Raw genomic sequence first — 13589 nt, forward strand, 5'->3', positions numbered from 1 at the left:
CCCCTCGGCCGATCCGTCGACCCGGATCGGCCGGCCGCCGGCGGGGGTCGCACGTGCGGTCAGGTGACTCGCCTTCGTGACGAATTTGTGACCTGCGGCCGCCTCCCCCGCCACCGTCGCAAGTGGTTGCCTGAAGACAACATTCCCCTGGTCAGCCGCCGCCTCTGCGGCGCCGACGGGGGGCAACCGCACACCCGACGGCGGTGGCCGGAGCTGATCACCGCCTCACGGCAGGAGGCACCACGTGCGAATGCGACGACCGAGCCGGATCGCGGCCGCGGTGGCGGGCGTGACAGCGCTCGCCTTCACGGTCTCGGCCCCGGCCGAGGCCAACGATCACGAGAACCTTCCCGGCGAGCCGACCATCACGTTGCCGATCAACGACAGCGCGGCGGGCGGCACCTACAACCAGGACTTCACCCGGGTCTACGCCAACACGACCCCCGACGGCACCCCGGTCTACATCTACGTCCCGAAGGGCACCCCGCTCGACGGCACCGCGCCGGCCGGCGTGGCCAGCCTCGACCCGCAGTTCGACCACAACCCGGGCGACGAGTTCGTTCCCTGCGCCACCGCCACGGCCGCGCAGTTCACCCTCACCCAGGCGCAGATCAACTACGTCGGCGACAAGCTCGCCGACCAGATCGTCGCGGTGGACGAGGAACACTACGGCCCGATGGACGCGGCGGACCCGGACGAGCCGGCCAGCGACTCGCTGGTCATGCTGGTCTACAACATCCAGGACGACGCGTACTACGACTGCGCGGTCACCTCGTACACCGCCGGCTACTTCGCGCCGGACTTCATCGACAGCGTCGGCATGAACGTCATCTCGGTCGACGGTCTCGACTGGGCCAACCGGGTCGGCCCGAACGACTCGCCGTGGCGGGACGCCAACCCGGCCAACGATCGGCCTGAGCTGTACGAGGGCACGGTCGCCCACGAGCTGGAGCACCTGCTGCACAACTACAGCGACCCCGGTGAGCTGTCCTGGGTCGACGAGGGCCTGGCCGACTTCGCCATCTTCCTCAACGGTCTGGACGCCGGCGGCTCGCACCTGACCAACCACCAGGTCCTGTACGAGGAGACCTCGCTGACCCGGTGGGGCGGCAGCCTCGCGAACTACGGGGCCGCGTTCACCTACTTCCAGTACCTCTGGGAGCAGGCGGGCGGGAACGGCGACGGCACCTACACCCCGGACAAGCAGTACGACGGCACGGCGGGTGACCTGCTCATCAGGACGATCTTCGAGGAGCAGGCCGACGGCATGGCCGGCGTGCAGAACGCCATCGACGACTTCAACGCGGCGACCGGCGCGCACCTGCGCAGCGCGGCCGACCTGTTCCGCGACTGGTCGGTGGCGGTCTACCTCGACGACGAGGACTCGCCGATCTACGACATCAAGGCGTTCAACTTCGGCGACCCGGCCGACACCTCGTGGACCATCGACATCGCCGACGACGTCTTCTGGGGCGGCCGGGGCAGCTACCACGGCGCCACCCCCGAGGCCAAGTGGGCGCGGCTGAAGAACCGCCCGGACACCACCGCCGTGCCGTTCGGCATGTCGGTCGAGCGGTTCCGCAACCCTGGCCCGACCGTGTCGCTGGCCTTCGACGGCGACGACGAGACGGTGATCGCGCCGCACACCGGCACGACGCACTGGTACGCCGGCTACGAGAGCCAGGACGACAACATCCTCGACGTGACCACCTCCGGCGCGGTCACCTCGCTGGACTTCTGGAGCTGGTACTTCATCGAGGAGGGCTGGGACTACGGTTTCGTCGAGGCGCTCGTCGGCGGCAACTGGGTGACGGTGCCGGTGCGCAACGACGCCGGGCAGGTCGTCACCACCGACGACGACCCGCACGGCAACAACGAGGAGGGCAACGGCCTGACCGGCACCTCCGGCGGCGAGTACTTCGTGGACGACCCGGTCTACCTGCACCTCACCGCCGACCTGCCGGCCGGCACCACGGACGTGCGGTTCCGGTACTCCACCGACGCCGCGTACATGGACACCGGCTGGTTCGTCGATGATGTCCGGGTCAACGGCGCCGCGGCGAACCTCACCTCCGCGGCGGGTAACTGGATCAGCACCGACGGCGTGCAGGACAACAACTGGACGGTCCAGGTGGTCAGCCACTGCGACCTTACGCCGGGCGTCACCTCGCCGGGGGAAACCACCGACGGCGCGGGCAACTGGGTCTACCGGTCCACCGGCGACCAGTTCACCGCCAGCGGCCTGCGGACGAAGTGCGCCAACGGCAACCAGGACGACTTCGCCGTCCTGATCTCCAACCTGCCGACCGGCGACCTCACCTACCTGGACGCGGACTACACCTTCCGGGTGAAGAACACGGGCAACGGCAAGTAGCTCCGCCATCCCGTTCGGGCCCGCGCCGCACCTCGGCGCGGGCCCGACGTCGTCCGGAGGTCAGGAGTCCCGGTAGACCGGCAGGCCGAGGCTGCGGCGTACCTTGTCGGCCTGCGCGCCGCCGTCGTGCGCGGCGGCGGCGCGGATCTCCCGCATCAGCGCCTCGGCGCTCCCGGCCTCGGCGGCGAGCCGCCAGTGCCGCAGGGCCACGTCGTTCTCCTTGAGCAGCGCGGCGACCGGGGCCTGCGCCGCGGCCGGCCAGACGGTGGTGCGGAGCTGCTCGGCGTGGGCGGCGTTGGTGGTGGCGACCGTGCTGGCCAGGCCCCGCACGGTCCGCCAGGGCCGGCGTGCCTTCAGCGCCTCCTCCAACTCCTCCAGCGCGGTGTTGTACGGCGCCACGACGGCCAGGTAGCGGCCCTTCGCCTCCTTCACGGTCAGCGGGGCCGGCGCGGTCGGCGACGGTCTCTCCCAGGCCGGCAGGGCGGTCGTCTCGGTGCCGCCGCCGCAGCCGGCGAGCAGCAGCACCAGGGCCAGGGCGGCGGGCCAGCGGCGCACGAGGTCTCCCATCCGGTGGGCAGCGGGGTCACCGAGTCTAGGGGTGACCCGGCGGCCTGTGCCGGCCGCCGCCTATTCGGCGACCGGGAGCACGACCTCGTTACGTCGCAGGAACCACGGCTTCCACGGCGGGTCGTAGCGGGCGTACCGGACGGCGCCCGCCGGGGTCAGGCCGGCGGCGGTGACCGCGCGACCGAGCGCGGTGGCCCGGCGGTCGAACGTCCGCGCCGTCCACCGCCCGGAGAACCGCATCGCCGCCGCCAGCTGCCCCGGGATCTCCCGGGTGGTGACCAGCGGGTCCGTCGGCTCGGGCAGCGTGGCCGGGGTGAAGTCCGCCGGCATCACGACCTGCACCACCCAGCTTCCCGGCCGGTCGCCCTCGACCTGCAGCACGGGGACGGTCATCGCGATCCGCTCCGCGCCGGCCGGCTCCGGCGGGGACGGCGCGGCCACCGGAGCCGCCCGGCGCGACCGGTTCGCACCGGAGAGGTACCGGGCCAGCGGCCGGAACGCCGTGCTGCCGGCGGACTCGAACGACCCGGCGACGCGGACCTCGGCGACCAGGTGGGCCGGGTAGCGGCGCAGCTCGAACCCCGGGTGGCGGGCCACCACGCGGTAGGCCTGCCGCTCGGTCATCCCCGCCCTCCCGCCCTCGGTGGTCCCACCGCCGACGCTACCGGCGCACGCCGTCCCGGTCCGGCGGACTGGGCACCAACCGCCAGTACTGCCGCTTGCGCTCGTCCCGGACCACCACCCCGAGCCGGGCCAGCTCACCGCGCAGCTCGACCGCCTCGCCGGCCCGGTCGGCGTCGACCGCCCGCTGCCGGGCCCGCAGCAGCGCGTCCGCCCCGGCCGGCAGCCCCGGCAGGCCCTCGACCCACCGCCGGTACGCCGTCCCGTACGGGTCCTGCTCGACCCAGGGCCAGCCCTGCCCGGTGAATGCCGCACGCAGCCGTTCCGCGCTGAGGTCGGACCGTTCCCGGGCCAGCTCGCCGCCGTCGGCGTCCAGCAGCACCAGCGCCTTCCCGTCGCGGAACACCCCGCTGACCCCGGCCCGGGCGACGTCCCGGCCGTGGCCGTCGCGGCGCAGCCGGACCGAGGTGCGCTCCACCGTCACGGTCAGCCGCTCCCGGGCGCCCAGGAACGCGAGCACCAGGCCGGCCAGCGCGGCCACCCCCGCGCCCACCGGGTACGACCGCTCCGCCGGCCACCGGTCCAGCAGCGCGAACCAGCCCTGGAAGGGGAACCACGGCAGGTCGGCCACCCAACCGGACGCGGCGGTCAGCGCCGCGCCCAGCCCCGCCCCGAGCAGCGGGAACCCGGCCCACATCAGCACCAGCTCGCCGGCGCCGCCGCTGACCACGACGGCCTCGCCGGACCCCCGCGCCACGGTCAGGACACCTCCCGCCGCAGCGTGCGGACCAGCCCGGCGACCAGCGGGACGAGCAGCCAGACGGCCAGCGACACCCCGAGCCGGCCCCACTGCCCGGCGGTCATGTCCGGGGTGAGCAGGGGTTCCATGGTGACCGAGGTGTCCAGCCACCGCGCCGGCTCGCGCAGCGCCCGGATCATCGCGGCGAGCACGCTCCACACGGTCGGCAGCAGCAGGTAGGTGACGATCGCCAGCGGGGTGTTCAGCAGCAGCAGGCCGAAGCCCGCGCCCATGAGCACGTTCGCCACCTGGAACACCGCCGCGTACGGCAGCAGGTGCCAGTCGAAGGTCCAGGTCCCGGCTCCGCCGGTGGCCCGGGCGGCCAGCGTGCCGGCGGCCGCGACGGCCAGGCTGACCAGCACCGAGGCCAGCGCGGCCAGCACCACCGCGGCGAGCTTCGCGAAGACCACCCGCTCCCGCCGGGGCACCAGCGCGAAGGTGGTCAGCGCGGTGCGCTGGGACCACTCCCCGGTGATGGAGAGGATGCCGAGCACCGGCAGGAGCAGCCCGACCGGGAACAGCGACGGGGTGAAGAAGGCGGTGAACGTCTGTTCCGCGTCCTTCAGCACGAAGATCTGCACCGTCACGATGACGGCCGCGACCAGCCCGATGGTGATCAGGAGCCAGCGTCCGGCCCGGGTGTCGGCGAGCTTGCGCAGCTCCACCGCGGTCAGCCGGGCCAGCGAGGGCCCGGCCGCGGCGGGGCGGCGCAGGGTGGGTGCGGGGGCGGTGACGGCGGTCATCGGACGGCCTCCTTCGTGGACGCGCCGGCGGTGAGGGTGAGGAAGAGCTGTTCGAGGCCGCCGCTGCCGGCCGGGCGCAGCTCGGTGAGGACCAGACCGGCGTCCGCCGCGGCCTGGCCGACCGCCTCCGGCTCGGCCCGGACGACGTAGCCGCCGTCGGTGCCGGCGGTCGCCGGCAGGCCCGCCCGGTCCAGGGTGAGCCGCAGGGCGTGCTGGTCCCGGGCGCGGACCAGGGTGCCGGCGCCGGCCAGCAGCTCGTCCTTGCCGCCCTCGGCGACGACCCGGCCGGCGCCGATCACCACGAGCCGGTCGGCCACCGCCTCCACCTCCCGCAGCAGGTGCGAGGAGAGCAGCACCGTGCCGCCCCGGTCGGCGAAGTCCCGCAGCAGGCCCCGCATCCAGAAGATGCCCTCCGGGTCGAGGCCGTTGGCCGGCTCGTCGAGGATCAGCACCCGGGGGTCACCCAGCAGCGCCAGCGCCAGGCCGAGCCGCTGGCGCATGCCCAGGGAGTACGCGCCGACCCGCCGCCGCGCCGCCGTCTCGTTCAGCCCCACCAGGTCCAGCTTCGCGGCGACCTGCCCGCGCTCCACGCCCATGGTCCGGGCGGCCAGGGTCAGCGCCTCACGACCGGTCCGCCCGGCGTGCTGCGCGGAGGCGTCGAGCAGGACCCCGATCTCCCGCCCCGGGTTGGGCAGCTCCCGGTAGGGCCGCCCGGTGACGGTGGCGCCGCCCGCGCTGGGCGCCGTCATCCCGCAGATCATCCGCATGGTGGTGGACTTGCCCGCGCCGTTCGGGCCGAGGAAACCGGTCACCGTGCCCGGTTCGCAGCGGAACGAGACATCCTCGACGGCGGTGTGCGGGCCGTACCGCTTGGTGAGGTGGTCGACTTCGATCATGCCGTCGAGCCTGCCGGGGCCACCCGGTCGCCCGCTGCGGCCGGCGGTCGGGAGCCGCCGATACCTCGGTCTACCGGCAGGCGTCGACTTTGGTAGCTGGTCGGGCCCGCGACGGGCTTCCTAGCATGGGTGGATGAGCAGCGCCGTCGTACCCGATCATCCCTGGTTGTTGCCGGGCTCACTGGCGCCCGCCGCCCGGATTGTCCGGCGGACGCCCCGGGACTGGCTCGTCGACAGCCTGGCCTTCCTGTTCTCGGTGGCCTGGGTGCTGCTCGCCTACGGCGACTCGGTGCAGCCGAAGCCGGAGTTCGCCATGAACCTCGGGCCGGCCTGGCTGAACCAGCTCGACCTGGTCATCGGGTTGCTGGCCAGCGCGGCCCTCTGGCTGCGCCGGCGTTGGCCGGTCGGGCTGGCCGTGGCCGCCGCGCCGCTGGCCCTGTTCTCGGTCACCTCCGGGATCGCGCTGCTGATCATCCTGTTCACGCTCGTGGTGCATCAGCGGCTCGTGGTGGCCCTGGCGCTGGTCGGCTGGCACCTGGTGACGACGCCGCTCTACCTGGCGATCCGCCCCGACCCGGTGCTGCCGTTCTGGGCCGCTGTGGCCTGGACCCTGCTCTTCATCGGCGGGACGGTCGCCTGGGCGCTCTTCGTCCGGGCCCGCCGCCAACTGGTGCTGTCGCTGCGCGACCGGGCCGAGCGGGCCGAGGCCGAGCAGCAGCTCCGGCTCGACCAGGCCCGCCAGCTCGAACGCACCCGGATCGCCCGGGAGATGCACGACGTGCTCGCGCACCGGATCTCCCTGCTCAGCCTGCACGCCGGCGCCCTGGAGTTCCGCCCGGACGCGCCCGCCGAGGAGGTCGCCCGGGCGGCCGGTGTCATCCGGTCCAGCGCGCACGCCGCCCTGCAGGACCTGCGCGAGGTGATCGGCGTGCTGCGCGCCGAGCCGTCCGCCGAGGCCACCCCGGAGCGCCCCCAACCGACCCTGGGCGAGGTGCCCGCCCTGGTCGCCGAGTCCCGCACCGCCGGCGTACGGGTCAGCGTGGTGGACGAGGTCGCCGACCGGGCGGCGGTGCCGGCCGCGGTCGGGCGCAGCGCGTACCGGATCGTGCAGGAGGGGCTCACCAACGCCCGCAAGCACGCGCCCGGGGCGGTGGTGACCGTCCGGCTGGCCGGCGGCCCCGGCGACGGCCTGGCCGTGGAGATCCGCAACCCGTGGCCGGTCGGCGAGGCCGCCTCGCCGATCCCCGGCACCGGGACCGGGCTCGTGGGGGTCGCGGAACGGGTCACCCTGGCCGGCGGCCGGCTCGACCACGGGCGCGACGCCGACGGCGACTTCCGGCTCACCGCCTGGCTGCCCTGGGCGCCCGCGTGACCGCCGAGCCGCCCGTCCGGGTGCTGATCGTCGACGACGACGCGCTGGTCCGGGCCGCACTGTCGATGATCCTGGGCGGGGTGCCGGACCTCCGGGTGGTCGGCGAGGCCACCGACGGCGCGGAGGTGCCCGCCGCCGTCGCCGCGTACGCCCCGGACCTGGTGCTCATGGACATCCGGATGCCCCGGGTCGACGGGCTGGCCGCCACGGAGGCGCTGCGGGCCGCGCCGGACCCGCCCGAGGTGCTGGTGCTGACCACCTTCGACGCCGACGAGCAGGTGCTGCGGGCGCTGCGCGCCGGAGCGAGCGGCTTCCTGCTCAAGGACACCCCGCCCGCCGAGATCGTGGCGGCGGTGCGCCGGGTCGCGGCCGGCGAGGCGACCCTGTCCCCGGCGGTGACCCGCAAGCTCATCGCGCACGTGACCGCGCCGGCGCCGGCCCGCGCGCCGGACACGCGGCGGGAGCGGGCGCTGCGGCTGCTCGACGGGCTGACCGAGCGGGAGCGGGAGGTCGCCGTGGCGCTCGGGGAGGGCCGGAGCAACGCGGAGATCTCCGCGGAGCTGTTCATGAGCGTGGCGACCGTGAAGGCGTACGTCTCGCGCCTGCTCACGAAGCTCGATCTCAACAACCGGGTGCAGGTGGCGCTGCTGGTGCAGGACGCCGGGTTGGTCTGACCGCCGGGCGGGATTGAACTGCTGCCGGCGCGGGGCCGTACCAGTGGTCGAGGATGTGGTGCGGCCGGTCCGCCGCACCGCTGCCGAGCTGCGGGAGGCCTGCCGTGCGAGTTGGTGAGCAGTCGACGGATCCCATCGATCAGATCCTGGGTGAGGTGCCGGTGCCGGCGCCGCTGACACCCGAGGACGTCCGCCTCGCGGTCCGGGCGGTGGTGGTGCACGCCGCCGAGGAGTGGCCCGCCGGACCGAAGTGCCGCAACGACGGGTCCGCGTACCCCTGCCGGCTGCACCGGTGGGGGCGGCGCGTGCTGGAGGCCCACGGCCTCAACGAGCGTCAGATCGACGCGCTGGTCCGCCACGGGAACCCGTTCGTACACGTGCCCTTCCCGTTCGTGCTGACCGGCCCGTCGGCCGGCCGGCCGACGGCGCCCCAGTCCCCGCGCGGCCCGGCCGGCCGGGTCGCCGCACCTCCGGTGCGGCCCGGTCTCCGGCCCGGCGGTACCGGCCGGCCCGTGGCGCCCCCCGCCACCCGGCCGCGCTGGCCCCGGGCGAGCTGACGACCGGTCCGGGTCGCAGCGTGGCGTCTGACCCGCCGAGCCGGAGTGGTCGCAGCGTCCCGGGGCCGCCGACGGCGGCCTCGGCGCGGGGAGCCCCCACCCCCGCGTCGGGCCGCCGTCGGCGTCGGCTCAGCTCACCCCGCAGTTCGGGACGGACCAGGTGGTGGTGTTCGCCGACCGGTCCTGGTTGTTCTCCCGACGCGAGTCCACGTGGACGTGGTCGCTGTGGCCGGGGTAGCCGGGGCCGAAGAGGCCGCTGAAGCCGTGGCTGCGGGCCGACGTGGCCACCTGGCAGAGCGTCCTGCTGCGGGAGAGCACGTCGGCCGCGGTGCCGTAGAGGTGCTGGCTGTCCGTGGCGCCGCCGACCTGCCGGTTGCAGGCGATGTCGCGGAAGCCGCTGATGACGTAGAGCGGCGTGTCGCCCAGGCTGCGCCGCAGCGCCTCCAGCTTCCACATGGCGCGCACCGCGTTCTCGCGAGCGGCGGTCGACGAGAGCGGGCCCCCGCTCCACCCGCCCTTGCCGCAGCCGTTGTCCAGTTCGGCGTAGCTGAAGTGCTTCGGCGTGCAGTCGTTGTCCTGCAGGTCGTAGATCTTGGCGAAGGTCTGCGGGCCGGCGACGCCGTCGGCGCGCAGCCCGTACGCGGACTGGAAGCGGCGGACGGCGGCCGCCGTCTCGGGCCCGTAGCTGCCGTCGATCCGGACGATGTCCCGGTACGCGGCCCAGCCGGCCACGCGGATCTGGAGTTGCCGGACGTCCTCCCCGGTGCGCCCCTGGTAGAGGTTCCGGGGCCAGGTGTAGCAGCCGTCGGCGTGGGCCGCCGGCGCGGCCACGACCGTGGCGATGGCGGCCCCGGGCAGGGCCAGCGCGAACGCGACCACCACCCGCTTGAGCATGTTGATGCGCACTGAATTCCTCCGATTGGAGAGTGATGTGGGGTTGTGACGGGACATCGACCGGGAAGCCCCGTCCTTCCACGGTGGCAGCACTCCTGACGGTTTGTGGCAGTTAACCGGAATTGCTCTCGCATTAGGTCCCTGCTGGGTATTAGCTGGATTGCCGTGATTGTGAAACGCCCATTCCGCCCCGGAACCGCGTGTCCGTAACGGAACCCGGCAACCGGCCACACCGAGGGTGATGTCGCCCCGCCCTCGCCGCCCGGTAACGTCTGGCTCCGAGGCGGGGGAGGTGGGCGTTGGCGCGCGGTGGCGTCTTCTGCGTCGAGGGGCAGTGGCACCGGGACCTCAACGAGCGGGGCTCCGTCCTGCCCACCCTCGAACTGCTCGAACGGCTGGGCCGGATCCGTTTCATCCACAAGGACGCCGCCACCCGCGACGAGCTCTTCTACTTCCTCGACCGCTGGCTGCTCAAGCAGTACGCCGACTTCCGGGTCGGCTTCTTCGCCATGCACGGCGAGCCGAGCCGGCTCTGCCTGACCGACTGGGACTCCGTGGAGCTGGCCGACGTCGCCGAGCGGATGGCCGGCCGCTGCGAGGGGCGCCGCCTCTATTTCGGCAGCTGCTCGGTGCTGCGCGCCTCCGACGCCGCGCTGCGCGAATTCCTCGACGTCACCGGGGCCGCGCTGGTCTGCGGCTTCACCCGCGAGGTGGACTGGGTCGAGTCCGCCGCGTTCGAGACCGTGCTGCTCGACGTGCTGGCCAATGGGCAGCGGCACAACGCCGCCGAGCTGCGGATGGGCTCGGCCCACTGGGCGCCGCTCGCCTCGTACCTCGGTTTCCGGGTGATCTACGCCAACGGGCGCGCCTGGCGGCCCAGCGCGCGGCCGCGCGTGCCGGCGCAGGCCTCCCCGCGCCGGACCGCCGGGCGTCCGCGCTGAGCCGCGCCCGGCCCGCCTGGTAGAACCGAGGCATGGCACGCAGCATCGCGAGCAACACCCGGGTCGACCGGGACGCCCTGATCGAGTTCCTCCGCCCCCGGCACCGGGTCGTGCTCATGACGACCCGCGCCGACGGCCGCCCCCAGTCCTCCCCGGTCTCCTGCGGGGTCGACGCCGAGGGGCGGCTGGTGATCTCCACCTACCCCGAGCGGGCCAAGGTGACCAACATCCGTCGCGACCCCCGGGTCTCCGCATGCGTGCTCTCCGACGACTGGGACGGGCCGTGGGTGCAGGTCGACGGCACCGCCGAGGTGCTCGACCTGCCGGAGGCCCTCGATCCGCTGGTCGACTACTTCCGCAGCATCTCCGGTGAGCACCCGGACTGGGACGAGTACCGCGAGGCGATGGTCAAGCAGGGCAAGTCGCTGATCCGGGTGACCATCGACGGCTGGGGGCCGATCGCCACCGGCGGCTTCCCGGCCCGGCTGGCCGACTGACCTCAGTACGCGGCCGTGAAGCGGGCGTTGCCGAACCGGGGGTTCTCGATCTCGTCGACGATCGCCACCGCCAGGTCCTCGTAGGTGAGCACCGACCGGCCCTGCGCGTCGGTGACCGGCTGGTCGGTGCCGGTCCGGTAGTGGCCGGTCCGCTCGCCGGGGTGGAACTCCAGCGGCGGGGGCGAGACGTACGTCCAGGTCACGCCGTCGGCGGAGGAACGGTAGACGTCGAGGGCGTCGGCCTGGCCCTCGGCCGAGTCCCGGTACTCCTCCGGGAAGTCCGGCTCGTCCAGGTAGCGGGTGCCCTTCGGGGTCAGCAACGTCGCCCCGCCCCCCACGTGGATCACCCGGGGCGGGTCGGGCAGCTCGCGCAGCGTGTCGACCAGGGTGCGGGCCGCGTCGCGCCACAGCTCCCGCTCCCCGCCGCCGATGGCCACCACGAACACGTCGGCGTCCCCGGCCAGCTCGCGCACGCTCCGGGCCGAGGTCGCGTCACCGGTCACCGCGCGGACCCCGGCCGGCAGGTAGCTGGTCGCCTCCGGGCGGCGCACCGCCGCGGTGACCCGGTGCCCCCGCTCGACCGCCTCGGCGGCGATCCGGGAGCCCGCGGTGCCGCCGGCGCCGAACACGACGATGTCGCTCATGCTCCCCAGGCTAGGGAGCGGGCCGCCCGACCGGTGCCGTTCCGCCGAACCGGGCGGACGGCCCGGCGGTGTCAGTCGACCAGGGCCGAGTAGACGAGCTGGCGCAGCTGGGGGCGCAGCGGATACGTGCTCGACGGCATGAGCTGGGTGAAGAGCAGTGCCGTGACCTCCTCCACCGGGTCCACCCAGAAGGCGGTGCTGGCCAGGCCGCCCCAGTAGTACTCGCCCACGCTGCTCGGCACCCGCGACGGCACCGGGTCGAGCACCACGGCGAAGCCCAGCCCGAAGCCGACCCCGTCGAGGATCGTCTCGGCGAAGCCCTCGGGGGAGAACGAGGCCAGGTCCCGGTTGCCGGGCAGGTGGTTGCGGGTCATGAAGCGCACCGTGCGAGGGCCGAGCAGGCGGACCCCGTCCAGCTCGCCGCCGCGGAGCAGGAACTGGGTGAACCGGTGGTAGTCGGCGGCCGTGGAGACCAGCCCGCCGCCGCCGGAGAGGCATTCCGGCGCGCGGAGCGCGTAGCGGCCGATCGCCTCGGCGCGGACCGCCTGGCCGGTGGCCGGGTGCGGCGTGTAGAGCGCGGCGAGGCGCTTGGCGTCCGGCTCGTCGACCCACCAGCGGGTGTCGGTCATGCCCAGCGGCCGGAAGATCCGCTCGGCGAAGAACGCGTCCAGCGACTGCCCGGAGACCACCTCGACCAGCCGGCCCAGCACGTCGGTGGAGACCCCGTAGTTCCAGCTCGTGCCGGGCTGGAAGAGCAGCGGCAGCCGGGCCATCCCGCGGGTGGCCTCGGCCAGGTCCGCGCCGGCCGGCACGCCCAGGTCGAAGCCGGCCGCCCGGTAGAGGCCGTCGACCACGTTGACCTGGGCGAAGCCGTAGGTCAGGCCGGCGGTGTGGGTGAGCAGGTGCCACACCCGGACCGGCTCGACCGCCGGCACCGTGTACGGCTTGAGCACCGAGCCCCGGTCGTAGACCCGCACGTCGGCGAACTCCGGTAGCCAGCGGCTGACCGGGTCGTTCAGCTGGAACCGGCCCTCCTCCCAGAGCATCATGGCGGCGACCGAGGTGATCGGCTTGGTCATGGAGTAGATGCGCCAGAGGGTGTCCGGCTCGACCGGTGCGCCGGCCTCCCGGTCCCGCAGCCCGTAGGTGGCGGAGTGGGCGATCTCGCCCCGGCGGGTCACCACGATCTGCCAGCCGGCGAGCCGACCGTCGTCGACGTACCTGCCGAAATGCTCGTCGATCCGCGCCAGTCGCGCGGGGTCGAAGCCGATGCGGTCCGGGTCGGTGCTCACTGCGACGCTCACGACGCCGAACCTACCGGCCGGTACGGCGAGCGGGAAGGGTCGGCCGGCCACACTAGTCTCGGGCGCATGCCCGAAGCGGTCGAGGACGTCACCTACCGCCACCAGGACTGGTACGCCGAGGAGCTGGTCGACCGGCACTTCGTCCGGTGCGAGTTCTTCCACGTCGACCTCACCGAGGCGGTCAGCCAGGGCGCGACCTTCACCGAGTGCGTCTTCGGCAACGTGGCCCTCAACGCCTCCCGGCACACCGACTCGGCCTTCACCCGCTGCACCTTCAAGCGCTGCAATCTCTTCGAGGCCGAGTTCACCGGCTGCAAGCTGGTCGGCAGCAGCTTCGAGCAGTGCGACCTGCGGCCGCTGCGCGTCGACGGCGGCGACTGGTCCTTCGTGGCCCTGCCCGGCGCCGACCTGCGCGGCGTGCGCATCACCGACGCGCGCCTGCGCGAGGCCGACCTGACCGGCGCCGACCTGACCGGCGCGGTGCTCACCGGTCTCGACCTCTCCGGCGCCCAGTTGCACGCCGCCAAGCTGATCCGGGCCGACCTGCGCGGCAGCGACCTGACCGCGCTCGACCCGACGGCGGTCGAGCGGGCCGGCGCGGTCGTCGACGCCGAGCAGGCCGTCGTGCTGGCGCAGGCGCTGGGCTTCGAGATCCGCTGATCGGCGCTGTCGGGAAGATGCCTCCGGTCGACGGCTTCTCGAAGAT

15 protein-coding genes are annotated in these 13589 nt (G+C 73.9%); 7 read left to right on the forward strand and 8 right to left on the reverse strand.

Translation table 11 applies throughout. From position 1 onward, the window contains the following. Positions 1–250 precede the first annotated feature (250 nt). Positions 251–2374 (forward strand): hypothetical protein, encoded by a 2124-nt coding sequence (locus ABZS80_RS02480; RefSeq protein ID WP_355054195.1) that lies wholly within the window; start codon positions 251–253, stop codon positions 2372–2374. A 60-nt stretch (positions 2375–2434) separates the two neighbouring features. Here the strand turns inward: ABZS80_RS02480 and ABZS80_RS02485 are convergent, their stop codons facing one another. From ABZS80_RS02485 to ABZS80_RS02505, 5 genes are all read right to left on the reverse strand, one after another. Beyond that, positions 2435–2929 carry a hypothetical protein gene (locus ABZS80_RS02485; protein ID WP_355054079.1) on the reverse strand — a complete coding sequence of 165 codons (495 nt, stop codon included), beginning with the start codon at positions 2927–2929 and terminating at the stop codon, positions 2435–2437. Positions 2930–3001: 72 nt separating this feature from the next. After that, positions 3002–3565, reverse strand: coding sequence for a heme-binding protein (locus tag ABZS80_RS02490; RefSeq protein WP_355054080.1), 564 nt, complete (start codon positions 3563–3565; stop codon positions 3002–3004). Positions 3566–3602: 37 nt separating this feature from the next. Continuing rightward, positions 3603–4319, reverse strand: coding sequence for a hypothetical protein (locus ABZS80_RS02495; protein WP_355054081.1), 717 nt, complete (start codon positions 4317–4319; stop codon positions 3603–3605). A 2-nt stretch (positions 4320–4321) separates the two neighbouring features. Continuing rightward, positions 4322–5104: an ABC transporter permease gene (locus ABZS80_RS02500; RefSeq protein ID WP_355054082.1), complete on the reverse strand. Its 783-nt coding sequence runs from the start codon at positions 5102–5104 to the stop codon at positions 4322–4324. Further along, positions 5101–6000 carry an ATP-binding cassette domain-containing protein gene (locus tag ABZS80_RS02505; protein WP_355054083.1) on the reverse strand — a complete coding sequence of 300 codons (900 nt, stop codon included), beginning with the start codon at positions 5998–6000 and terminating at the stop codon, positions 5101–5103. Before ABZS80_RS02505 ends, ABZS80_RS02500 begins: the two co-directional genes overlap by 4 nt. A gap of 133 nt (positions 6001–6133) precedes the next feature. Here ABZS80_RS02505 and ABZS80_RS02510 point away from each other — a divergent pair, with 133 nt between their 5' ends. The 3 genes from ABZS80_RS02510 (at position 6134) to ABZS80_RS02520 (ending at position 8603) form a co-directional block, all read left to right on the forward strand. Beyond that, positions 6134–7372: a histidine kinase gene (locus ABZS80_RS02510; protein ID WP_355054084.1), complete on the forward strand. Its 1239-nt coding sequence runs from the start codon at positions 6134–6136 to the stop codon at positions 7370–7372. Beyond that, positions 7369–8046, forward strand: a complete 678-nt coding sequence (locus ABZS80_RS02515) for a response regulator transcription factor (protein ID WP_355054085.1) — start codon at positions 7369–7371, stop codon at positions 8044–8046. The genes ABZS80_RS02510 and ABZS80_RS02515 overlap by 4 nt, the downstream gene beginning before the upstream one ends. Positions 8047–8150: 104 nt before the next feature. Beyond that, entirely contained in the window at positions 8151–8603 is a 453-nt protein-coding gene (locus ABZS80_RS02520; RefSeq protein WP_355054086.1) for a hypothetical protein, read from the forward strand. 129 nt (positions 8604–8732) lie between these two features. Here ABZS80_RS02520 and ABZS80_RS02525 read toward each other — a convergent pair whose 3' ends face one another. Beyond that, complete coding sequence (locus tag ABZS80_RS02525; RefSeq protein ID WP_355054087.1) at positions 8733–9509, reverse strand: D-Ala-D-Ala carboxypeptidase family metallohydrolase; 777 nt, start codon at positions 9507–9509, stop codon at positions 8733–8735. Between the two features lie 287 nt (positions 9510–9796). Here ABZS80_RS02525 and ABZS80_RS02530 point away from each other — a divergent pair, with 287 nt between their 5' ends. Next, positions 9797–10438 (forward strand): hypothetical protein, encoded by a 642-nt coding sequence (locus ABZS80_RS02530; protein WP_355054088.1) that lies wholly within the window; start codon positions 9797–9799, stop codon positions 10436–10438. 32 nt (positions 10439–10470) lie between these two features. Continuing rightward, complete coding sequence (locus tag ABZS80_RS02535; RefSeq protein ID WP_355054089.1) at positions 10471–10935, forward strand: PPOX class F420-dependent oxidoreductase; 465 nt, start codon at positions 10471–10473, stop codon at positions 10933–10935. A 2-nt stretch (positions 10936–10937) separates the two neighbouring features. Here ABZS80_RS02535 and ABZS80_RS02540 read toward each other — a convergent pair whose 3' ends face one another. Together ABZS80_RS02540 and ABZS80_RS02545 are read right to left on the reverse strand one after the other, a co-directional pair. After that, positions 10938–11579 carry an NAD(P)H-binding protein gene (locus tag ABZS80_RS02540; protein WP_355054090.1) on the reverse strand — a complete coding sequence of 214 codons (642 nt, stop codon included), beginning with the start codon at positions 11577–11579 and terminating at the stop codon, positions 10938–10940. A gap of 71 nt (positions 11580–11650) precedes the next feature. After that, a complete protein-coding gene (locus ABZS80_RS02545; RefSeq protein ID WP_355054091.1) occupies positions 11651–12883 on the reverse strand; it encodes a serine hydrolase domain-containing protein in 1233 nt (410 codons plus the stop codon). Positions 12884–12949: 66 nt separating this feature from the next. Between ABZS80_RS02545 and ABZS80_RS02550 the strand changes: the two genes are divergently transcribed. Then, positions 12950–13543 (forward strand): pentapeptide repeat-containing protein, encoded by a 594-nt coding sequence (locus ABZS80_RS02550; protein ID WP_355054092.1) that lies wholly within the window; start codon positions 12950–12952, stop codon positions 13541–13543. Positions 13544–13589: the final 46 nt, after the last annotated feature.

This window comes from Micromonospora sp. NPDC005305, assembly GCF_040607315.1.
Lineage (GTDB): Bacteria > Actinomycetota > Actinomycetes > Mycobacteriales > Micromonosporaceae > Micromonospora.

What these genes read in the sequence shown, in the direction of transcription:
- ABZS80_RS02480 (WP_355054195.1), top strand. Translation starts at nt 251, where the DNA reads ATGCGACGACCGAGCCGGATCGCGGCCGCGGTGGCGGGCGTGACAGCG.
- ABZS80_RS02490 (WP_355054080.1), bottom strand. Translation starts at nt 3,565, where the DNA reads ATGACCGAGCGGCAGGCCTACCGCGTGGTGGCCCGCCACCCGGGGTTC.
- ABZS80_RS02500 (WP_355054082.1), bottom strand. Translation starts at nt 5,104, where the DNA reads ATGACCGCCGTCACCGCCCCCGCACCCACCCTGCGCCGCCCCGCCGCG.
- ABZS80_RS02505 (WP_355054083.1), bottom strand. Translation starts at nt 6,000, where the DNA reads ATGATCGAAGTCGACCACCTCACCAAGCGGTACGGCCCGCACACCGCC.
- ABZS80_RS02510 (WP_355054084.1), top strand. Translation starts at nt 6,134, where the DNA reads ATGAGCAGCGCCGTCGTACCCGATCATCCCTGGTTGTTGCCGGGCTCA.
- ABZS80_RS02535 (WP_355054089.1), top strand. Translation starts at nt 10,471, where the DNA reads ATGGCACGCAGCATCGCGAGCAACACCCGGGTCGACCGGGACGCCCTG.
- ABZS80_RS02540 (WP_355054090.1), bottom strand. Translation starts at nt 11,579, where the DNA reads ATGAGCGACATCGTCGTGTTCGGCGCCGGCGGCACCGCGGGCTCCCGG.
- ABZS80_RS02550 (WP_355054092.1), top strand. Translation starts at nt 12,950, where the DNA reads ATGCCCGAAGCGGTCGAGGACGTCACCTACCGCCACCAGGACTGGTAC.